The 20,112-nt window shown below is 65.9% G+C and carries 20 protein-coding genes; 11 read left to right on the forward strand and 9 right to left on the reverse strand.

Annotated features, from left to right (window positions below; genetic code table 11):
- Positions 1-27 precede the first annotated feature (27 nt).
- The 3 genes from BS38_RS25915 to BS38_RS0121440 are packed head-to-tail and all read left to right on the forward strand — an operon-like array spanning position 28 to position 4,165.
- Entirely contained in the window at positions 28-1,170 is a 1,143-nt protein-coding gene (locus tag BS38_RS25915; RefSeq protein WP_043439550.1) for an S-(hydroxymethyl)mycothiol dehydrogenase, read from the forward strand.
- On the forward strand, positions 1,167-1,787 hold the full coding sequence (locus BS38_RS0121435) for an MBL fold metallo-hydrolase (RefSeq protein ID WP_028272629.1): 621 nt from the start codon (positions 1,167-1,169) through the stop codon (positions 1,785-1,787). The genes BS38_RS25915 and BS38_RS0121435 overlap by 4 nt, the downstream gene beginning before the upstream one ends.
- Complete coding sequence (locus BS38_RS0121440) at positions 1,784-4,165, forward strand: FdhF/YdeP family oxidoreductase (protein WP_028272630.1); 2,382 nt, start codon at positions 1,784-1,786, stop codon at positions 4,163-4,165. The genes BS38_RS0121435 and BS38_RS0121440 overlap by 4 nt, the downstream gene beginning before the upstream one ends.
- 4 nt (positions 4,166-4,169) lie before the next feature.
- Here the strand turns inward: BS38_RS0121440 and BS38_RS0121445 are convergent, their stop codons facing one another.
- The gene (locus BS38_RS0121445; RefSeq protein WP_028272631.1) at positions 4,170-5,549 is read right to left on the reverse strand and encodes an alpha-amylase family glycosyl hydrolase; all 1,380 of its coding nucleotides are present in this window, start codon (positions 5,547-5,549) and stop codon (positions 4,170-4,172) included.
- Positions 5,550-5,713: 164 nt separating this feature from the next.
- Between BS38_RS0121445 and BS38_RS25920 the strand changes: the two genes are divergently transcribed.
- Complete coding sequence (locus BS38_RS25920) at positions 5,714-6,001, forward strand: hypothetical protein (RefSeq protein ID WP_156037209.1); 288 nt, start codon at positions 5,714-5,716, stop codon at positions 5,999-6,001.
- A gap of 192 nt (positions 6,002-6,193) precedes the next feature.
- Here the strand turns inward: BS38_RS25920 and BS38_RS0121455 are convergent, their stop codons facing one another.
- The 7 genes from BS38_RS0121455 to BS38_RS0121485 all read right to left on the reverse strand — a co-directional run bounded on the left by BS38_RS0121455 (position 6,194) and on the right by BS38_RS0121485 (position 13,732).
- A complete protein-coding gene (locus tag BS38_RS0121455) occupies positions 6,194-7,000 on the reverse strand; it encodes an IclR family transcriptional regulator (RefSeq protein WP_028272632.1) in 807 nt (268 codons plus the stop codon).
- Positions 7,001-7,198: 198 nt separating this feature from the next.
- Positions 7,199-8,305, reverse strand: coding sequence for a molybdopterin-binding protein (locus BS38_RS0121460; RefSeq protein WP_051629074.1), 1,107 nt, complete (start codon positions 8,303-8,305; stop codon positions 7,199-7,201).
- A gap of 64 nt (positions 8,306-8,369) precedes the next feature.
- A complete protein-coding gene (locus BS38_RS25925; protein WP_043439554.1) occupies positions 8,370-8,621 on the reverse strand; it encodes a hypothetical protein in 252 nt (83 codons plus the stop codon).
- Positions 8,618-9,610: a bifunctional 5,10-methylenetetrahydrofolate dehydrogenase/5,10-methenyltetrahydrofolate cyclohydrolase gene (locus BS38_RS0121470; protein ID WP_081819003.1), complete on the reverse strand. Its 993-nt coding sequence runs from the start codon at positions 9,608-9,610 to the stop codon at positions 8,618-8,620. The genes BS38_RS25925 and BS38_RS0121470 overlap by 4 nt, the downstream gene beginning before the upstream one ends.
- A gap of 338 nt (positions 9,611-9,948) precedes the next feature.
- Positions 9,949-11,472 carry an MFS transporter gene (locus BS38_RS25930; protein ID WP_051629075.1) on the reverse strand — a complete coding sequence of 508 codons (1,524 nt, stop codon included), beginning with the start codon at positions 11,470-11,472 and terminating at the stop codon, positions 9,949-9,951.
- A 406-nt stretch (positions 11,473-11,878) separates the two neighbouring features.
- Entirely contained in the window at positions 11,879-12,451 is a 573-nt protein-coding gene (locus BS38_RS0121480; protein ID WP_028272635.1) for a GNAT family N-acetyltransferase, read from the reverse strand.
- Positions 12,452-13,732 carry a helix-turn-helix transcriptional regulator gene (locus BS38_RS0121485; RefSeq protein WP_043439572.1) on the reverse strand — a complete coding sequence of 427 codons (1,281 nt, stop codon included), beginning with the start codon at positions 13,730-13,732 and terminating at the stop codon, positions 12,452-12,454.
- Between the two features lie 193 nt (positions 13,733-13,925).
- Between BS38_RS0121485 and hxlB the strand changes: the two genes are divergently transcribed.
- From hxlB to BS38_RS0121505, 4 genes are all read left to right on the forward strand, one after another.
- On the forward strand, positions 13,926-14,543 hold the full coding sequence (hxlB, locus tag BS38_RS0121490) for a 6-phospho-3-hexuloisomerase (RefSeq protein WP_051629076.1): 618 nt from the start codon (positions 13,926-13,928) through the stop codon (positions 14,541-14,543).
- Positions 14,544-14,593: 50 nt separating this feature from the next.
- Positions 14,594-15,217 (forward strand): 3-hexulose-6-phosphate synthase, encoded by a 624-nt coding sequence (gene hxlA / locus BS38_RS0121495; RefSeq protein ID WP_028272638.1) that lies wholly within the window; start codon positions 14,594-14,596, stop codon positions 15,215-15,217.
- 157 nt (positions 15,218-15,374) lie between these two features.
- Positions 15,375-15,521 (forward strand): hypothetical protein, encoded by a 147-nt coding sequence (locus BS38_RS27250; protein WP_156037210.1) that lies wholly within the window; start codon positions 15,375-15,377, stop codon positions 15,519-15,521.
- Between the two features lie 177 nt (positions 15,522-15,698).
- Complete coding sequence (locus tag BS38_RS0121505) at positions 15,699-16,286, forward strand: hypothetical protein (protein WP_028272639.1); 588 nt, start codon at positions 15,699-15,701, stop codon at positions 16,284-16,286.
- A gap of 120 nt (positions 16,287-16,406) precedes the next feature.
- On the opposite strand, the gene BS38_RS0121510 is transcribed toward BS38_RS0121505, so the two are convergent.
- Entirely contained in the window at positions 16,407-17,078 is a 672-nt protein-coding gene (locus BS38_RS0121510; protein ID WP_043439575.1) for a GntR family transcriptional regulator, read from the reverse strand.
- A gap of 185 nt (positions 17,079-17,263) precedes the next feature.
- On the opposite strand from BS38_RS0121510, the gene glyA reads away from it, so the two are divergent.
- The 3 genes from glyA to BS38_RS0121525 form a co-directional block, all read left to right on the forward strand.
- Positions 17,264-18,604 (forward strand): serine hydroxymethyltransferase, encoded by a 1,341-nt coding sequence (gene glyA, locus BS38_RS0121515; protein WP_028272641.1) that lies wholly within the window; start codon positions 17,264-17,266, stop codon positions 18,602-18,604.
- On the forward strand, positions 18,601-19,821 hold the full coding sequence (locus BS38_RS0121520; protein ID WP_028272642.1) for a sarcosine oxidase subunit beta family protein: 1,221 nt from the start codon (positions 18,601-18,603) through the stop codon (positions 19,819-19,821). Before glyA ends, BS38_RS0121520 begins: the two co-directional genes overlap by 4 nt.
- Before the next feature lie 20 nt (positions 19,822-19,841).
- On the forward strand, positions 19,842-20,112 hold a 271-nt coding region (locus BS38_RS0121525; RefSeq protein WP_028272643.1), incomplete at its 3' end, for a sarcosine oxidase subunit delta.

Genomic DNA, 20,112 nt, shown 5'->3' on the forward strand with positions numbered 1-20,112 from the left:
CGGGCTCAGGAGAGGAACACACAAATCATGGTTCACAAAGTAAAAGCCGTCATCGCCAAGGAAAAGAACGCTCCGGTCTCCGTGGAGACCATACTGGTGCCGGATCCCGGCCCGGGCGAGGCGCTGGTGGATATCCTGACCTGCGGCGTTTGCCACACGGACCTGCACTACAAGCAGGGTGGAATCACCGACGATTTCCCCATCCTGCTGGGCCATGAGGCCACCGGTGTGGTCAGCGCCGTCGGACCGGACGTCACCGAAGTGGCCCCCGGCGACCGCGTGATCCTGAACTGGCGTGCCGTGTGCGGCGAATGCCGCGCCTGCGCGAAGGGCCAGCCGCAGTACTGTTTCAACACACATAATGCGACGCAGAAGATGACGCTTGAGGACGGCACGGAGCTCTCGCCCGCGCTGGGCATCGGCGCCTTCGCGGAGAAGACACTCGTCGCCGCCGGGCAGTGCACCAAGGTCGACGACGACGCCGATCCCGCCGCCGTCGGGCTCCTCGGCTGCGGTGTGATGGCAGGTATCGGCGCTGCCATCAATACCGGTGAGGTCAAGCGCGGCGAATCCGTCGCCGTCATCGGCTGCGGCGGCGTGGGCATCGCCGCGATTGCAGGCGCCAAGCTGGCCGGCGCCACCACGATCATCGCGGTGGACATCGACGCCAACAAGGTGGAAATGGCCAAGTCCCTGGGCGCCACGCACGGTGTCGACTCCAGCAAGGAAGATCCCATCGAGGCCATCCGTGCACTCACGGGAGGCAACGGCGCCGACGTCGTGATTGAAGCGGTGGGCCGCCCCGAAACGTACAAGCAGGCCTTCTACGCGCGCGACCTCGCCGGCCGCGTGGTGCTGGTGGGCGTTCCGACGCCGGACATGAAGCTCGAGCTCCCCCTGCTGGATGTCTTCGGCCGCGGCGGTTCCCTGAAGTCCTCCTGGTACGGCGACTGCCTGCCGTCCCGGGATTTCCCCATGCTCGTGGCCCAGTACAAGCTGGGCAACCTGGACCTGGACGCTTTCGTCACCGAACGCATCACCATCGACCAGGTGGAGGAGGCATTCGCCAGGATGCACGAGGGCAAGGTGCTGAGGTCCGTGGTCGAAATCCACCCGGGCGCTGAAACCGTCACCGCCGCTGAGACCGCCCCGGAAGCCGCGTCGGTATGAGCGTCACCATCGAAAACCTGGTCACCTCGGGAACGTTTTCGCTCGACGGCGGCACCTGGGACGTGGACAACAACGTCTGGATCGTGGGGAATGAGAACGAATGCGTGATCATCGACTCCCCGCACGACGCCGCTGCGATCATCAACCAGGTCCGCGGCCGTAAGGTCCTGGCCATTCTGCTCACGCACGCCCACAACGACCACATCGGGGCCGCCCGGGCCGTGGCCGAGGCCGTGGACGCGCCGATCTACCTCCACCCGGACGACCTGGTGCTGTGGGAACAGGTCTATCCCGACGTCAAGCCGGACCGCTACCTCGCGGACGGCGACGTCTTCCAGGTGGGCGGGGCCACCCTGCGCGCACTGCACACCCCGGGACACTCGCCGGGATCCACCTGCTTCAACCTCGAGGATGAAGGGACGGTCTTCACCGGAGACACGCTGTTCAACGGCGGACCAGGTGCCACGGGCAGGTCCTACAGCGACTACCCCACCATCCTCGACTCCATCCGGCAACGGCTGCTGACCCTGCCTGCCGCCACGGTGGTCCGCACGGGCCACGGCGACAACACCACCATCGGTGCGGAGCGCGAGACGCTGGCCCGGGTAAACCAGTGAATCCCCTCAAGCTCGGCCGGCAGCCGGCGCCGGTCGAGGACATCAACGAGGACAAACTCGAAGTCCACAAGCCGAAGACTGAGGCCGCGGGGGTCAAGGCCGTCATGGTGGCACTTGAGCGTGCCGTCGCGCAGGCCGGCGTGACCCGCACGGCGCAGTCTCTGCTGCGGCTGAACCAGCAGGGCGGGTTCGACTGCCCCGGCTGCGCCTGGCCGGAGTCGGCCACGAAGCGCAAAGCGGCCGAGTTCTGCGAGAACGGCGCCAAAGCAGTGGCCGAGGAGAACACCCTCCGCACGGTCGGCGCCGAGTTCTGGGCCAGGCATTCCATCGCCGAGCTTTCGGGAAAGACGGAGTACTGGCTGGGCAACCAGGGCAGGCTCAGCGAGCCCGTGGTGATCCGCGAAGGCGAGTCCCACTATTCGCCGATCTCCTGGGCGGAGGCCTTTGACCTGATCGGTGAACACATCCGGGCCTCCACCCCGGACCGCTGCGTGTTCTACACCTCCGGGCGCACGGCGAACGAGACTGCGTTTATGTACCAGCTGTTCGCCCGCGCCCTGGGCACCAACAACCTCCCGGACTGTTCCAACATGTGCCACGAATCCTCGGGTTCGGCGCTGAACCCGACCATCGGCATCGGCAAGGGGACCGTGTCCCTGGAGGACATCCACGATTCCGAGCTCATCTTCGTGGTGGGGCAGAACCCCGGCACCAACCACCCCCGGATGCTCTCGGCCCTGAAGGAGTGCAAGGACAAGGGCGGCAAGGTGGTGGCGGTCAACCCGCTGCCGGAGGCAGGGCTGTTCAACTTCAAGGATCCGCAGACCGTCTCGGGTGTGGTGGGCGGCGGCACGCCGCTGGCCGACGAGTACCTGCAGATCAAGGTGGGCGGTGACCTGGCACTGTTCCAGGCGCTGGGCCACCTGCTCCTGGTGGAGGAGGAACGCAACCCGGGCACCGTCGTCGACCGTTCCTTCATCGACGCGCAGACCGACGGGTTCGATGCCTACCGCGAGGCCCGCGGCGAGCTGGACTGGGCGGAAACCGAGAAGGCCACCGGCCTGTCCCGCGAACAGATCGAAACTGTTGCCGGGATGCTGATCCGCTCCAAGGCCACCATTTTCTGCTGGGCCCTCGGTGTAACGCAGCAGCCGCACTCGGTGGACACCATCAAGGAAATGGTGAACGTCCTGCTCCTGCAGGGGAACTTCGGCAAGCCCGGCGCGGGCGCCTGCCCGGTCCGCGGACACTCCAATGTCCAGGGTGACCGGACCATGGGAATCTGGGAAAAGCCGAAGGAGTGGCTGCTCGAGGCGCTGGACAAGGAATTCGGCATCCAGTCCCCGCGCCATCACGGTTACGACGCTGTCGAGTCGATGGAAGCCTTTGAGCGCGACGAGGTGGACGTCTTTGTCTCCATGGGCGGAAACTTCTCCCTCGCCTGCTCGGACACGGAGACGCTGGAAGCGGGCATGCAGCGGATCGGCCTGACGGTGCACATCTCCACTAAACCGAACCGTTCCCACGTGGTGCACGGCCGCACCTCGCTGATCCTGCCCACACTGGGCCGGACGGACAAGGACGACAAGCACCCGGGCGGTGCGCAGTTCCTGTCCGTGGAGGACTCCATGTCAGTGGTCCACTCCACCCAGGGCAGGCTGGCGCCGGTCTCCGACCACATGCTGGCCGAGCCGGTCATCGTGGCGCGGATGGCCGAGGCGACCTTTGGCCCCGGCCATTCCGTGGACTGGAAGGCCATGGCCGAGGACTATGACGTGGTCCGTGACCACATCTCCCGCGTCCTGCCGGGGTTCGAGGACTTCAACACCCGGGTCCGGACCAAAAACGGGTTTGTGCTGCCCAACCCGCCGCGCGACACCCGGTCCTTCAAGACGGACATCGGCCGGGGCCGCTTCACGGTCAGTCCACTGGAATACCTGACCCCGCCGGAGGGCCACCTGGTGCTCCAGACCATGCGCAGCCACGACCAGTACAACACCACGTTCTACGGGCTGGACGACCGGTACCGCGGGATCTCGGGCGGCCGGCGCGTGATCCTGGTCCACCCGGAGGACCTGGCCGAGCTCGGCTTCCAGGACCGGGACCTGGTGGACGTGGTCAGCACCTTCCGCGGGCACGACCGGCAGGCGGACAAGTTCCGCCTGGTCGCGTACCCGACGGCGAAGGGCTGCGCGGCCGCGTACTTCCCCGAAGCCAACGCCCTGGTCCACAAGGAGAACGTGGCACGGGAGTCGAACACCCCCGGCTTCAAGGCCATGTTCGTCCGCTTCGTGCCGCACCTGGCGGAGACCGTAACGCACCATGAGGGCGCGGCTGCGCAGCCTGCTGCGGCGCTGGCCGGTCCGGCGGCCGGCTAGGCCGCTAGCCGATCCCGAGCACCGCCCACCCGAAGCCGGGCAGGCTGACAACGTTCCGTTCAGGACGCTGGCGGCCCTGCCCGGCCAGCAGTGTGCCTGCCCCGGACGGCACGGGCAGGTCCGCCGGCGTGGCCGAAAGGTTCAGCGCGACTGTCAGCGCACCGCCGTCGCCTGTTTCGCCGTTGTCCGCACCGCCGTCGTCCCTGGCTTGGTAGACGAGGTGCTCGTTGCTGAGCGTCAGCACGGTGGTGCGCGCCCGGTGCAGCCAGGAATGCCGCCGCCGGAGGCTGATCAGCTCCTGGTGCAGGTGGTAAACGGGCCAGCCGGCCGCTGCCAGTTCCGCGGGGCCGGCGGGGAACGCCGGACGGACGGCGTCATCGCCGCCGGCGCGGTCCTCCTTGACGCCGCGGAAGGCCTGCTCATCGCCGTAGTAGATACTGGGCGTCCCGCCCACCGTCAGCAGGACAGTGAGTGCAAGCGCCAACTGGTCCGGGTTGTCCAGCTTGCTGGCCAGGCGGGTGACGTCGTGGTTGCCCACAAACGTGAGCGGCACAAAGCTGTCCAGGAACCCGTTGTGGCGCTCCAGGGCGGACGCGAGTTCGTAGAAGTTGGCATCGTTGAGGGAACTCCAGACCGCCTTCCACAATTCGTATTGGGTCACCGAATCCAGGGTGCTCCGCTCCACCTCTTCGGCGAAGTCGCCGTGGATGTACTCGCCCACGAAGTAGGCCTCCGGAAAGTCGCGGCGCACCTCCGCCAGCACCGGCGCCCAGTACGACGCCGGCACGGCGTACGCTGCGTCCAGCCGCCATCCGTCCGCCCCGCGCCCCAGCCAGTGCTTCATCACGTCCGTGACCAGGACGCCAACCGCGGGTTCGTCGTGGTTGAGCGCCACCAGGTGGTGGTGGCCCTCGAAGTCGTCATAGCCGGGCTCGGTCCCCGGCGTCCACCCGGACTCCGGCCACTGCAGGCGGAACCATGAGGCGGCGGGAGCGCCGGGCCCTTCGGTGAGCACGCGTTGGAAGGGCCCGAAACTGCGGCCCACATGGTTGAAGACGCCGTCGAGCAGGACCTTCAGCCCGCGGGCGTGGCACTGGGCAATGAGCTCGTCGAAGTCCGCGTCGTCGCCCAGCCGGGGGTCGATGCGGAAGTAGTCCGTGGTGTCGTAGCCGTGGGTCTCCGAGGCAAAGACCGGCCCCAGGGCCAGCCCGGAAGCTCCGAGTTCCACGACGTAATCGAGCCAGGGAACCAGCTGGCCGAGCCGGTGGTCCGCGGTCCGGTCCGGGTGCCGGTCCGCAGCGCCGGCCGCCTGCTCCGCGCCTACGAAGCCGATCGGGTACACGTGCCACCAGATAGCGTGTTGGACCCAGTCCGGTTCCGTCATCGAGATCCACCTTTCGTCGGTTTCCCAACATACTCCGTCAGCCCGCCGGCCGGGTCTTGAGCAAATCCTTGCAGAGCCTTGAGCGGACGCTGAGCTGCCTTCGCCACACTCGAAGGAAGCACTCAACGACATGGGTCGGCGCACTGGGGATGGTGAAGGTCCGCATGGAAAGAATTCACAGCGGGGAGAAACTGCTGGGCGACGCCATGGCGCGCGCCGCCGTCCGCCTGATGCAGCAAGCGCCCGGCTACAAGAAACGGGCCGTCCACCACCTGAAGCACGTTTGGAAGGTCTATGCCCTGTCCCGCGCCCTGGCCAAGGCGCTCGAAGACTCCCGGGAGGCCTCCAGCTGGCCCGGTGACAGGCTCCAAGTGGGCACGCACATGTCCAGGAGGGTGGAGCTGATCACCCGCCGGCTGAAACGTGAAACCGACGTCTACGCCGCAGGCTGACCCCCGCAAAGGCCCGCCCCGCCACCCGAGCCGCCCGAGCCATCCGCCGTCGTGACCCTGTTTAAACCGCGAACGACGGCGACACTCCGGACTTGCCGGTGTGTCGCCGTCGTTCTGGCGTAGTACAGGGTCAGGACGGCCGGTGGGCCGATCCTGTCGAGACAGGGACTCGCCCGATCACCGGTTTGGTGCCTAATGCCCGGTGTAACCCATTTTTCCGCTGATGACCAGGCCGGCGTCCCGGAGGCCCTGGATCAGGCCGGGAGTGTTTTCCGGGTCGAAGCGGAACGACGGGCCGGAGATGCTCACGGCCCCGATGACCGTTCCAGCATGGTTGCAGACCGGGACGGCAATGGCGGTGAGACCGATCTCGAACTCCTCGTGGACCACCGCGTAGCCGTCGCGGGACACGTCGAGGAGTTGCTTTTCAAGTTCCTTGCGGCTGGTGATGGTCCGCTGTGTCCGGGCTGCCAGGCCCGTCTTCTTCAGGATCCGCTCCCGTTCATCGGCCGGCAAGGCTGCCAGGAGCACCTTGCCGCTGGAGGTGGCGTGCAGGGGTGTAAGGCTGCCCACCCAGTCATAGGTGGCCAGCGTGGACGGCCCCATGGCCTGGTCCACGTTCACCGCATAGTTGGAACGAAGCACCGCGAGATTGACGGTTTCCTTGAATTCCTCGGCCAGGCTTTCGAGCACCGGGCGTGCCTCCCGCACCAGGCTCAGCCTGCCCGGAATGGAACTGGCCAGGCGGAGGACGCCAAACCCCAGCTGGTACTTTCCCCGATCACTGTTTTGGTGCACCATCTCCCGGGTCACCAGCGAGCCGAGCAACCGCGAGACGGTGGACTTGTGAACGCCCATTTCTTCGGCAATCTCGCTGACTCCGGCATGGCCGTCACGGGCAAGGATCTGCAGGATCTGGAGGGCGCGGTCCACTGACTGGACACCTCCGCCTTGGATATCCGGATCCTTGTCAGTCCCTAGTTCGTCTCTTGCAGCCATCAGAGATGCTCCCGTGTTGTTGCCGTGACCGGAGGTCAGGCTCGCCCTTGTCCCACCTGATTCCCAATTCTGATCCTAGACTGAGGCGGGCGCGCGGACGTCATCACGCGGCTTTGTGTTAGCTGCCCGGGCGTCGGATTCGCAGGGGAGATGCCAGCCGTTCCGAGGACGTGAACGCCGGCGAGGGCAGGCCCACGGCTACAGTTCCGGGCGCCAGGGGAGACCCAATGCCGCCACCGGCTCGCCCCGTTGAGCCCCGCGCGCAGGGATTACCAAGAAGCCGTCTGCGGCAGCCAGCCCGCGCAGCATTCCGGGCCCGGCGTAGCGGGCCGGAACCGCCAGGCCGCTGATCCAGCGGAACGGCATGAGCCGGGTGGAGGCAGGGTGGGCGGAGATCGTCTCACCGCAGGGTACCTGAGTGGTCTCGGCCAGCGGCTGATGGCCGAGTGCGGCCAGAAGGGGACCTCCAACAGTGAAGAGTGCCATCAGGGCTGCCAGCGGGTCGCCGGGAAGTCCGATGATGAACCGCCCGTTGGGAAGTTTGGCCAGGGCTGCGGGGTGGCCCGGCCGCACGGCCACGCCATCGATGAGGAGCCGTCCGCCAAGGGCGGCGATGGCCTTCCGGAAATGGTCCGCACCGAAGCGTCCGGTCCCGCCGGTGGTCACAACGACGTCGGGCCACTGGGCCATCGGCGCTTCGGCGGCGCCCAGCCCTGTAAGCCATTCCTCGTAGGAATCGCCGATGCGGACCAGCGGTCCAGGAGTGCCCCCGAGCATGCCGATGACGGTGCCGAGCGGGGGCCCGAACGCATCCCTGACCTGCCCGGCTGCAGGGAACCGGGAAGTCACCACCTCCGAACCGCTGACCAGTATTTTGACCAGTGGCTTGCCTCGTACTTCCAGCCGATCGAAGCCGGCAACGGCCGCCAAAGCGACATGGGCGGGATTCAGGGTTGTCCCTGCGGGAATCAGCACCTCGCCGGCCGGTGCGCTGCCGTCCACCATCAGGATGGCGTGGCTGCTCCCGAGCGGCATCCCCGGTTCCCTAAGCACCCGGGGACCATCACCGCAGACTGCCCAGCCGTCCATTGCGGACGAAGCGTAGTGCGGCATCTCTTGCAAGGTGATGAGGTCGGCGGCCAGGGTTCGTCCGTTCGCCTCGCCAAGCGGGACGCGCTCCAGCCCGAGGGGGCGGGCGCAGTCGAAAGCCAGGCGGCGTGCTGCCGCCCAGGTGTGATCGCCGACGGCGGGCCGCCCGCCGTCTGATCCCGGCCCGCCGACGATCGCAAGGGTTTGAGCTGCCACTGGGTGCTCCCTCGTTGGTTAGATGGTTGGGCGGGCCTGTTGGTTCCCGAAGACGGGGCTCTGGTCACGCCATGTTGACCGTGATGATGTCCCCGTCCGCGCGAAAGAACATGCGGCGGCCGCGCCCCAGCGATAAGACGAGCCATACGATGGCGCCATCCTCGGTGACTTCGTCAATCCAGCCTGAACATGGGACTGTGAGACCCTCCAGCACTGTGACGAAATCACCCGGGATGAGCGCGGTCCAGTCTGTCACCACCTTGGTGCCGCCCACGGCGGGATCCGCGGCGCGGGGTGATGTCGCGACGCCGGTCATGATGCAAACACCGTCGTCCGGGCGGTGCGGGACTGTTCCCGTGCCGCTTCGGCGGCGTGGAGCAGCAGCAGCGCTGTTGTAACGGAGCCCACACCGCCGGGGACCGGCGTTAGCGCGGCAGCTACCGGGCGCACGCTGGTGCCGTCCACATCGCCGGCGAGTGAGCCGTCGGAAAGCACATTGGTCCCCACATCGATGACCACGGAATGTTTGGAAACGTCGTCCCCTGTGATCAGGCCGGTGCGGCCGGCGGCAACAACCACGACGTCGGAAGTTTTTGTGTACCTCCGCAGCGGACCGGACCTGGAGTGGCAGACGGTGGTGGTGGCGTCCTTCTGCAACAGCAGCAGGGCCAGCGGCTTGCCGACCACCGTGGAACGGCCCACAACCACCACGTGCCGCCCGGCCACCGGAATTTCAAAGTAGTCCAGCATTTCGACGACGGCGCGTGCCGTTGCTGGCGCGAAGGCGCGTTCACCCACGGCCAGGAGCCCCAGGCTCAGCGGGTTTGCGCCGTCGATGTCCTTGGCCGGGGAAATGTGCTTGGCCAGTTCGTCGGCCTTCACGCCGGGAGGCAGGGGAGTCTGCAGAATGATTCCGTTGACGGACGGCTCAGCGCTGAGGTCCTTCAGCACGGCGACGAGCACCTGTTCGGTGGCGTCATGGCCCACGTCGATGATCCTGCAGCCGATGCCGGCGTTTTCCGCGGCGCGCTCGATGGAACGCACATACCAGTGTGTAGAGCTGTCCTCCGTGGCAACCACGACGGCGAGGGTTGGAGCCGATCCCTCGTCGGCCAGGGCCTTGGCTTCGGCCCGGGCCTTCTCCTGGATCAGCTTGGCAAGAGGCTTGCCGGAGAGCACGGATGCGTCGGCCAGCCCCAGCGCTTCGCCGATGAGCTCGTCGGCCGCGGCCGCACCACCGCCGGGCGTGGGCTGCTGCGATGCAAGCCTGCCGTGGTTGTCGATAGTTTTTTCTGAACCGATCATTTGTCCATTCCTGGCTGCTAGGGGCTGGGGCGGAAAGGGTGCCGTGTGTTCCCGAGGGGCTTTGCGTGCTGGTTGACCGCCCAGCACGGTCACGAGGCTTGGCCGCAGTGGCGTACCTGCTGTCTACCGGAACCCGATGGAAGGCGGCAGATATATGACTAATAACTTTATTGATATATCAGTGATTCTGGCAAGCGTATACTGACGAGCCGGCGCGGTCAATAGCCGGTTTTGGCCGCCACCACTGACCAGACAAAAGGCTGTGTCCCCGTCGCTGACTGCGACGGGGACACGTGCGGGTGCGCGACGCGCACGAGCCGGTGGAGAATGCGTGCCGGTTAGGCCCGGGCAGCTCCCGCCGAGGCTTCGGCGCGCTGCTCGAACGGCGTCTCGTCCCATTCGATGAAGGGATCGTTGTCCTGGGCTGCGATGAGCGCGTGCGCTTCGGCTGCGGTGTCCACGCTCGGCATGGAGCCGGGCAGCGGGCGGCGTGCAGATTCCTTCAGGAAATAGATGGCGATCGCGCCGATCACCGATGTCGCCATCAGATAGTACGCGGGGGCCATGTCATCGCCCGTGGCCTCAATCAGGCCCTGCACCAGGAAGGGCGTTGTCCCGCCAAAAATCGCAACGGAGAAGTTGTAGGCGATGCCCATGCTGCTATACCGGCACGAAGTGGGGAACAGCGCCGGCAGCGCCGAGGCCAGGTTGGCTACGTAGAACGTCACGGGGAAGGCGACCAGGGACAGTCCGGCCAGGGTCGACCAGATCTCGCCCATCCCGATCAGGAGGAACGCGGGGACGGCAAACAGGATGGTGCTTCCGGCTCCGATCCACAGCACCGGGCGGCGCCCGATGCGGTCCGAGAGCTTCCCTGTGAGCGGAATGCACAGTGACATCACCACCAGCACGGGAATGGTCAGCAGCGTGCCGTGGACCGGGTCATAGCCCTTGGATTCGGTCAGGTATGTCGGCATGTAGGACGTCAGGGCGTAGCCCACGGTATTGGCCGCGCCCGCGAGGATCATGGCCAGCACGATCGGGCGCCAGTAGGTCCGCATGACGCCCAGCGGACCGCCGGCAACATCCTTGTCGCCCGCGGCAGCTTCGACGGCGGCCCCCTCCTGCGCGTCAAGGGTTGCCTGGAACTGGGGCGATTCCTCGATCTTGTTCCGGAAGTAGATTGCAACCAGGCCCAGCGGCCCGGCCACCAGGAACGGGATCCGCCAGCCCCAGTCCTCCATGGCCGCCTGCCCCAGGGTGACCTGCAGGAGGGACACCGTGGCAGCGCCCAGGGCAAATCCGATGTAGGAGCCCATGTCCAGGAAGCTGGCGAAGAACCCGCGCCGCTTGTCCGGGGCGTATTCGCACACGAAGGTTGTGGCGCCGGCGTACTCGCCGCCCGTGGAGAATCCTTGCACGAGCTTCAGGAGCACCAGCAGCGCGGCCGCCCAGATGCCAACTTGTGCGTACCCCGGCAGGAGGCCGACGGCGAAGGTGCTTGCCGCCATCAGCATGAGGGTCGCTGCCAGCACCTTTTGGCGGCCCACCTTATCGCCCAGCCAGCCGAAGACCATGCCGCCGAGAGGGCGGGCGATAAACGTTGCGGCAAAGGTGCCAAGCAGGAACAGGGTCTGGACGCCCTTGTCTGCCTCCGGCAGGAATACGGGTCCCATGGTGGTGATGAGATAGCCGAACACGCCGACGTCGTACCACTCCATGGTGTTGCCCACGATGGTGCCGCCGAGGGCCTTCTTAAGCATCCGCTGGTCCACGATGTTGATGTCGGACATCGTTAGCCTGCGGGAGTTCTGTCTGTCTTTGCTTCTTTGAGCGGTTGTTATGTCACCTTTGTTTGTCATAAAGGTTTCCTTACTGAGTATTGGCGGGGCTTCGATGCAGGGTGCCTGCGCAGGCCCCGCGGACAGGTTCGGTGGGTCCTCGGAGGTCAGGGCCATAAAGGCGCAGTCCAGGACCATGACTTTCTACGAAGGGAACTGGCACGCCGGGTGAGGACCGGATCGGTCGTTGCCTTCGTGTTCCGCAGTGATCAACAAGGTTCAGCTTATGCAACAGAGTGCGGTAGCTCACAGGCGTTGTCAAGAATATGACCTGACCCCTGCAGCGGACGTTCGAACGCTCCCGCCATACCCCCACCCGTTCGGGTAGGCGAAACCGTCCGATCATGCAGTGGCATCAGTCCGGGCCTGGGGGGAGGATGGCAGGAAGCACATTCGAATGGGCTCGGAACCGCTGCGGGGCCGGCGGTCAGCGCAGGTCGCGGCGCATCAGCACGCGCGGGAAACCGTTGAGGACGGAGTCGGTGTCCGCGGCCTTGGTGAAGCCTGCCTTCTCGAAAAGCCCGCGTGTGCCGACATAGGCCATCGTCAGATCCACTTTCCTGCCCTGGTTATCCACCGGGTAACCCTCAATGGCGGGGGCGCCGTATGAGCGCGCAAACTCGACCGCGCCCTGCAGCAGCTGATGGGAGATCCCCCTGCCGCGATATCCCGGCCGCACCCTGATGCACCAGACCGACCACGCCGGCAGATTGTCCACGTGGGGGATCCGGCGGTTTCGGGCGAAGCCGGTATCGGTGCGCGGATGGACGCCTGCCCAGCCCACTACCTCCCCGCCGTCATACGCCAGAACTCCGGGCGGCGGATCCTGCGCCACCAGCTCCTGCACCAGTTCCCCGCGGGCAGTGCTCTTCAGCGCCGCGTTCTGTTTGGCGGGAATGCGGTAGCTCAGGCACCAGCACACCGTCGCGTCCGGACGCCTGGGCCCCACCATCGTCTTGACGTCCTCAAACTCCGTTGCCGGACGAACTTCGATTCCCATTTAGTTGCGCAGCCCGTTGCTGTGCGCCAAGGCGATGGCCTCGGTGCGGGATGTGGCTCCGAGTTTGCGGTAGATGTTGCGCAGGTGGAACTTGACGGTGTTCTCGCTGACATGCAGTTTTCCGGCGATCGCGCGGTTCCGCTGCCCGGCGGCAAGCAGTTGCAGCACTTCCAATTCGCGGTCGCCCAGGTTCCAGGCGGCGACGTCGGGCAACGTGCGCCCGGGCGGGTCCAGCGGAATGGTGACGGCGACGTCGGCACCCCAGCCTTGCATGAGGTCGATCGCCATCCGGCCGTCCAAGACTTCCACCCGCTGCGCCAGGCGGGCGATGCTGGGGGCCTCTGCGGAGAGGCTGCCCAGGCCGTCGTCGCGCACATTGATGAGGAGGTTCGCGCCGTCGCAATCCCACTGGGTCCGGATGCGCCGAACATCCGGCTGTTCAACCATGGCGAGCACCAGTCCGCGGACGATCGCCCGGGCGGCATGCGCAACTTCCCCGGGGAGGGCGCGGCCGTTGACGGGCGGCTCGATGAACTGGACGTCGATACCGCTGAAGTGCATGAGGGGGCGGAGATCCTCGCGGAGGCGCTGGAACGCCGTGGCCACGGGTTCTTCGACGAGTTCGGTGGTGCGGTCGTTGAGTGTCCGCAGCTCCACAAGCGCTTTGGCGGCGAAGTCGGTGGCGGACTTTCGTGCAGTTTCGTCCGGAAGGGTGGGGGAGCGGAGGGCGGCGAGCAGGGTCTCCAGGGTTGTCGAGTGCCGGTCCACCAGCTCCGCCGTCACCCTGACGCGTTCGGCTGAAGCCGCCCGGGACTCAATGAGGTACGACGGCGGTGCATCCGCCACCTTTTCCCGGATCCGCTCGGCGGCGAGGTTCCAGAGGTAGCCGACCTGCCACGGCAGCTGTGCTTCCCCGCCGGTTCCGCCGGCTCCGGTGTCTAGGCTGGCTTGCCCCACGGGTTGCGGGTCGGTGAGGACCAGCAACGCGTTTGTGGGTGAACCCAGGGCCAGGGCCGTGCGGTCCGTGCCCCCGATCGCGGCCGTGCCGCGCCAGGTTCCACTCGAATTCAGCGACGTCCTGATGTGGTCCAGCTCGGCGATGGAGACCCTGCTGATGACGGACTCGTCGCCGGACTTCTTCTGCGGACGCCCCGTGCAGTCTTCGGTAAAGATCACCAGGGCGCTGCTGCGCAGGTACGGCGCAGTGGCCTGGTGCAGCCTCTGGGCAATCTCGGTCAGCGGAGCCGCGGACAGGCGTGTGATCGCCTCCAGCAGCGGCATCAGGCCCGCGGGCGGCTCAGGCGTGAGGGTGGAAAGGGTGGCTTCTGCGGTGACTGGCACCCATCCATTGTATGGAAATTCTCGGTTATGCCTATCCCTTTGGGTGGGGAAAACCGTCCGATTATGCCGTGGCGCCCACCCGTTCGGCGTCAGAGGATTGAAGGACAGCAACCGCCCCGAAGGAGGTAATCCCTTGAGTGTCATCACGGACGCCGAACCTGCAGCCCTGGCTGGAACGCCGGACACAGCCGAAGCAACATCGGTCACCAGGAACCAGCTCCTGGTGCTGGACGAGATCCAGCGGACAGCCGCCCGGGTGGATCCGAACCAGGTTGCCGCCCTTGCCGCGGAAATCCGCTACGGGAAGCGGATCTTCGTCACCGGCGCCGGCCGCAGCGGCCTCGTCCTGAAAATGGCCGCCATGAGGCTCATGCACCTGGGGCTGGCGGTTCATGTGGTGGGCGAGACCACCGCCCCTGCCATTACGGCCGGAGACGTGCTGCTCGCCGCCTCCGGCTCCGGCACCACGTCCAGTGTTGTCAAAGCGGCACAGACCGCAGCTGCCCAGGGCGCGCGGGTGGCCGTGTACACCACCAACCCGGGTTCACCGCTCGCGGAGGCGGCGTCCGCCGTCGTCGTAATTCCCGCCGCACAAAAGACGGACCACGGTTCGGCTGTCTCCCGGCAGTATTCGGGCAGCCTCTTCGAACAGGTGCTGTTCACCACCACGGAAGCGGTGTTCCAAAGCCTCTGGGATGAAGAAGCCATCGCGCCGGAAGACCTGTGGCTCCGCCACGCAAATCTCGAATAGCCGCACCAAACCAAGCCAACCAAACCCCTCAACAAGCAAGGAACAGACACATGAAACTGCAAGTCGCCATGGACGTCCTGACCGTCGAAGCAGCCCTCGAACTCGCCGGCAAGGTTGCCGAATACGTCGACATCATCGAGCTCGGCACTCCGCTGGTGAAGAACGCAGGCCTGTCCGCCGTGACCGCCATCAAGACCGCCCACCCGGACAAGATCGTTTTCGCTGACCTCAAAACGATGGACGCGGGCGAACTGGAAGCAGAGATCGCCTTCAGTGCAGGCGCGGACCTGGTGTCCGTCCTCGGCGGCGCGGACGATTCCACCATCGCCGGCGCGGTCAAAGCAGCCAAGGCCCACAACAAGGGCATCGTCGTTGACCTGATCGGCGTCGCGGACAAAGTCACCCGCGCCAAGGAAGCCCGTGCCCTCGGTGCCAAGTTCATCGAGTTCCACGCCGGCCTGGATGAGCAGGCCAAGCCGGGCTACAACCTGGATGTGCTGCTGAACGCCGGCGAGGAAGCCCGCGTGCCGTTCTCCGTGGCCGGCGGAGTGAACCTTTCCACCATCGAAGCTGTGCAGCGCGCGGGCGCGGACGTCGCCGTCGTCGGCGGTTCCATCTACAGCGCCGACGATCCCGCGCTCGCCGCCAAGCAGCTCCGCGCGGCGATTATCTAACGAGTATTCCTCGCTCTTTTCGGTGTATTACAAGGGCCGGATTCGAGTAGTGCGGGCCGTTCCGTCCGGGCCGCGGCCGTGCCACACTTGGTGGACTATCGATTGACTGGGGGGATCCACGTCAGGAGATTGATATGCGATCATCGATGCCCGCCAAGTGTCCACGCCGCAGGTTGGTGGTGAACAAGCCATGATGATCGGCTGGGCCTACCTCATGGCCGCAATCATGACCATTGACTCGCTCCTGCTGGGTCTGCTGCTGCTGAACGTCCGGTGGCCGAAGAGCTGGAAAAGAAACGGCTGAACCGCCACATTCAGGCAGCCATGACAGATGAATGACCTCCCGGCCCGCTTTCACAGCCTGCCGACAGGATCCGAACAGCAGTGCCCTATGTTGGCGCTGCATCTTTGAGTGAAGGACGGTGCATACCGGCCGTTCTTCCCAAAGAGCCGTTCACACGGCGGATCGAGGAGACATCAGATGTCACGCACAAAGAGAATAACCCTTGGCCTGACGGCCGGGGCCTTGGCGCTCGGCGCCGGCCTGGGAGTCACCGGAATGGCGTCGGCCGCCGAAACCCCGACGCCGAGTGCCACGGCGTCGGCGTCGGCAAGCACCGACGGCACCGCGGCCACCGACAGCGGAAAGCGGGGCGGCCACAAGGGAGGGGACCGCGGCCAGCTGGCCGCTGACCTTGCCACGAAGCTTGGCGTTGAGGAAGCCAAGGTGACCGAAGCGATCCAGGCCTTCCGGGACGCCAACAAGCCCACCGAGGCGGCAGACGGCACCGCGCCGGCCGAGGGTACGGCGCCAGCCGAAGGCACCAAACCGGACCGCTCCGCCATGGACGCGGCGATGGCCAAGTCCCTGGCGGAGTCGCTCGGCGTCGAGGAATCCAAGGTCACCGCAGCCCTGGAGGAAATCCGGGCTGCGGGCCAGGCCGAACGTGCCGCCGCCCTCAAGACCAGGCTGGACACCGCCGTTACCGACGGCAAGTTGACCCAGGCCGAGGCGGACGCCGTCACGAAGGCCGTGGAAGCCGGGGTGATCGGCGGAGGCGGCCGGTAAGGCTGCCAGCCCCCACGGGACGCTCTCTCACTTCCTGCCGCTTCAGGGGGAACGCTCTCTCACTTTCTTGAGGGAAGTGAGAGAGCGTTCCGTTGTTAACGGCGGAAAGTGAGAGAGCGTTTAGAGCACCTTGCGGATGGTCTCTTCGAAGCTCGTCACGTGGTGCAGGGCCAGCTCGCCCGCTTTGTCGGCGTCGCCCGCCGCCACTGCCTTGAGCAGCTCGACGTGTTCGGTGACGTGGCCGCTCACCGAGGGCACCTTGTCCAGGACCAGGCACCAGATGCGGGTGGCCAGGTTGTCGTAGCGGATCAAGGTGTCTTCCAGGTGCGGGTTGGCTGCGGCCTTGTAGATCAGCCGGTGCACGGTCAGGTCGTAGCGCATGAGGTCGCGGGACTGGCTGGGATTCGGATCCAGCCCGGCAATGGTGTCGGCAACGTGCAGCAGCTCGCGGCGCATGGCGGCGTTTGCTCTCGTGGCCGCGCTGCGTGCCGCCAGGGGCTCCAGCAGCTCCCGGACCTCCGAAACATCGGCCAGTTCCGTGAAGTCCACGGTCGTGGCAAAGGTTCCCCGGCGCGGATAGGACACCACCAGGTGGTCCACTTCCAGCCGCTTGATTGCCTCGCGCACCGGAGTGCGGCCGTACCCGAGCTCGGCCGCCAGCTGACCGTCGTTGATGGGTTCGCCCGGCCGGATCTCGAGCATGATCAGCTTGTCGCGCAGCTGCCGATAGGCGGCCTCCGCCTGGGACAGTACTTCGTCCTCGGCGGGTGGCAAAACAGGAAGTGCATTCAAGGTGCCGCTCCGTTCATGGCTACTCAGTTCTTCATCGCCCAGCTTCACTACCGGGCGATCGGGTCCTAACCGGAAGCCCAGTGCCACTTGCTTCCCGCTATTGACTCTTTTGTGATACCAATCATACCATTGACCTCACACTAATATATTAGTTACAGCAAGAGTGGTATCTCAAAGGAGCATCCGTGGTTGAGCAGTTGAACGAGCGACTTTCCGTAGTCGATCCCGAGGTCCAGCAGGCCATTGCCAATGAGCTGGGCCGCCAGCAGTCCACCCTGGAAATGATTGCGTCGGAGAATTTCGCCCCGTCCGCCGTCATGGAGGCGCAGGGCTCAGTGCTGACAAACAAATACGCCGAGGGCTACCCCGGCAAGCGCTACTACGGCGGCTGCGAGCACGTGGACGTCATCGAGCAGCTGGCCATCGATCGCGTCAAGGCGCTCTTCGGTGCTGAATTCGCCAATGTACAGCCGCACTCCGGCGCGCAGGCCAACGCCGCCGCCATGTTCGCCCTGCTGAACCCGGGCGACACCATCATGGGCCTGAGCCTGGCCCACGGCGGCCACCTCACCCACGGCATGAAGATCAACTTCTCCGGCAAGCTCTACAACGTGGTCCCATACAACGTGCGGGAGTCCGACCTCCGGATCGACATGGCTGAAGTCGAAGCGCTGGCGCTGGAGCACCGCCCGAAGCTCATCGTTGCCGGCTGGTCTGCCTACTCCCGCCAGCTCGATTTCGCCGAGTTCCGCCGGATCGCGGACCTCGTGGGGGCCTACCTGATGGTGGACATGGCCCACTTCGCCGGCCTGGTAGCCGCAGGGCTGCACCCCAACCCGGTGCCGTACGCCGACGTCGTCACCACCACCACCCACAAAACCCTCGGCGGCCCCCGCGGCGGTGTCATCCTCGCCAAGGAGCAGTACGCCAAGAAGATCAACAGCGCAGTCTTCCCCGGCCAGCAGGGCGGCCCCCTGGAGCACGTCATCGCCGCCAAAGCCGTGGCCTTCAAGCTCGCCGGCTCCCCGGAGTTCAAGGAACGCCAGGAGCGCGTCCTGCAGGGTTCGAAGCTTCTGGCCGACCGGCTCCTCCAGGCGGACGTTGCCGCGGCAGGCATCTCCGTGGTCAACGGCGGCACCGACGTCCACCTTGTCCTGGTGGACCTGCGGAACTCTGAACTGGACGGCCAGCAGGCCGAAGACGCCCTGCACCGGATCGGTATCACCGTGAACCGCAACGCCGTGCCGTTCGACCCGCGCCCGCCGATGGTGTCCTCCGGCCTCCGGATCGGCACGCCGGCCCTGGCCACCCGCGGCTTCGGCGCCGAGGAATTCACCGAAGTAGCGGACATCATCGCGACGGCGCTGATTGCGTCCGCGAGCACCGGCACCTTGGGTGACAGCACCGTCGTCGAACTCCGCGCCCGGGTGACCGCCCTCGCCGAACAGTTCCCCCTCTACCCCCACCTCAACAGCGGCACCGACACTGCCGCCTTCGAAGCAGACCTGATTGGAGCAGCCCAGTGAGCACCCACCAGCTCCCCGAGCACCCGGATTTCCTTTGGCGTAACCCGGAGCCTAAGTCCTCTTATGACGCGGTGATTGTGGGCGGCGGCGGGCACGGCCTGGCTACGGCGTATTTCCTGGCGAAGAACCATGGCATGACCAACATCGCGGTCCTGGAAAAGGGCTGGCTGGCCGGCGGAAACATGGCCCGGAACACCACCATCATCCGTTCCAATTACCTTTGGGACGAGAGCGCGGCCATTTATGAGCACGCCCTGAAGCTGTGGGAGATCCTGCCCGAGGAACTCGAGTACGACTTCCTGTTCAGCCAGCGCGGCGTGATGAACCTCGCCCACACCCTGGGCGATGTCCGCGAGAGCATGCGCCGCGTGGGTGCAAACCAGCTCAACGGTGTGGACGCGGAGTGGCTGGACCCGAAGCAGGTCAAGGAACTCTGCCCGATCCTGAACATCAGCGACAACATCCGCTACCCCGTCATGGGCGCCACCTACCAGCCGCGCGCCGGCATCGCCAAGCACGACCACGTGGCCTGGGCCTTCGCCCGCAAATGCGACGAACTCGGCGTGGACATCATCCAGAACTGTGAAGTCACCGGCTTCATCAAGGACGGCAACCGCGTGGTGGGTGTCAAGACCAACAAGGGCACGATCAACACCGAAAAGGTGGGCCTCGCAGCCGCCGGGCACAGCTCGGTCCTGGCCGAAATGGCCGGATTCCGGCTCCCCATCCAGTCCCACCCGCTCCAGGCACTGGTTTCCGAACTGCACGAACCGGTCCACCCGACCGTGGTGATGTCCAACCACGTGCACGTGTACGTCTCCCAGGCCCATAAGGGCGAACTGGTGATGGGCGCGGGCGTGGATTCCTATAACGGTTACGGCCAGCGCGGGTCCTTCCATGTGATTGAGCACCAGATGGCCGCCGCGGTCGAGCTGTTCCCCATTTTTGCCCGGGCGCATGTGCTGCGGACCTGGGGCGGGATTGTGGACACGACCCTGGATGCTTCCCCGATCGTGGGCAACACCCCGGTGGAGAACATGTTTGTGAACTGCGGCTGGGGCACGGGCGGTTTCAAGGCGACCCCGGCTGCCGGGCTGACGTTCGCGCATAACATCGCCACGGGTGCCCCGCACAAGCTGAATAAGCCGTTTGCGCTGGAACGTTTTGAAACCGGTGCCCTGATCGATGAACACGGCGCAGCCGCCGTCGCCCACTAGCACCCAGAAAGAAGACGCACATGCTGCTCATCTCCTGCCCCAACTGCGGCTCGCGCGACGAGACCGAATTCCACTACGGCGGCCAGGCCCACGTGGCCTACCCGGAAAACCCGAATGACCTGACTGACCGCGAGTGGGCCGAGTACCTGTTCTACCGCGATAACACCAAGGGCACGTTCGCCGAGCGCTGGCTGCACAGCACCGGCTGCCGCCAGTGGTTCAACATGCTCCGCGACACCGTCACCTACGACATCCAGGCCGTCTACCCGATGGGCGCGCCCCGGCCGGACA

This window comes from Arthrobacter sp. UNC362MFTsu5.1 (genome assembly GCF_000685965.1).
In the GTDB taxonomy this organism is placed as follows: Bacteria; Actinomycetota; Actinomycetes; order Actinomycetales; family Micrococcaceae; genus Arthrobacter.

Excerpts from the sequence above, each read along its gene's own strand:
- BS38_RS25915 (WP_043439550.1), top strand. The coding sequence starts at position 28 with ATGGTTCACAAAGTAAAAGCCGTCATCGCCAAGGAAAAGAACGCTCCG.
- BS38_RS0121435 (WP_028272629.1), top strand. The coding sequence starts at position 1,167 with ATGAGCGTCACCATCGAAAACCTGGTCACCTCGGGAACGTTTTCGCTC.
- BS38_RS0121445 (WP_028272631.1), bottom strand. The coding sequence starts at position 5,549 with ATGACGGAACCGGACTGGGTCCAACACGCTATCTGGTGGCACGTGTAC.
- BS38_RS25920 (WP_156037209.1), top strand. The coding sequence starts at position 5,714 with ATGGAAAGAATTCACAGCGGGGAGAAACTGCTGGGCGACGCCATGGCG.
- BS38_RS0121455 (WP_028272632.1), bottom strand. The coding sequence starts at position 7,000 with ATGGCTGCAAGAGACGAACTAGGGACTGACAAGGATCCGGATATCCAA.
- BS38_RS25925 (WP_043439554.1), bottom strand. The coding sequence starts at position 8,621 with ATGACCGGCGTCGCGACATCACCCCGCGCCGCGGATCCCGCCGTGGGC.
- BS38_RS0121470 (WP_081819003.1), bottom strand. The coding sequence starts at position 9,610 with ATGATCGGTTCAGAAAAAACTATCGACAACCACGGCAGGCTTGCATCG.
- BS38_RS25930 (WP_051629075.1), bottom strand. The coding sequence starts at position 11,472 with ATGACAAACAAAGGTGACATAACAACCGCTCAAAGAAGCAAAGACAGA.
- BS38_RS0121480 (WP_028272635.1), bottom strand. The coding sequence starts at position 12,451 with ATGGGAATCGAAGTTCGTCCGGCAACGGAGTTTGAGGACGTCAAGACG.
- BS38_RS0121485 (WP_043439572.1), bottom strand. The coding sequence starts at position 13,732 with ATGCCGCTGCTGGAGGCGATCACACGCCTGTCCGCGGCTCCGCTGACC.
- hxlA (WP_028272638.1), top strand. The coding sequence starts at position 14,594 with ATGAAACTGCAAGTCGCCATGGACGTCCTGACCGTCGAAGCAGCCCTC.
- BS38_RS0121505 (WP_028272639.1), top strand. The coding sequence starts at position 15,699 with ATGTCACGCACAAAGAGAATAACCCTTGGCCTGACGGCCGGGGCCTTG.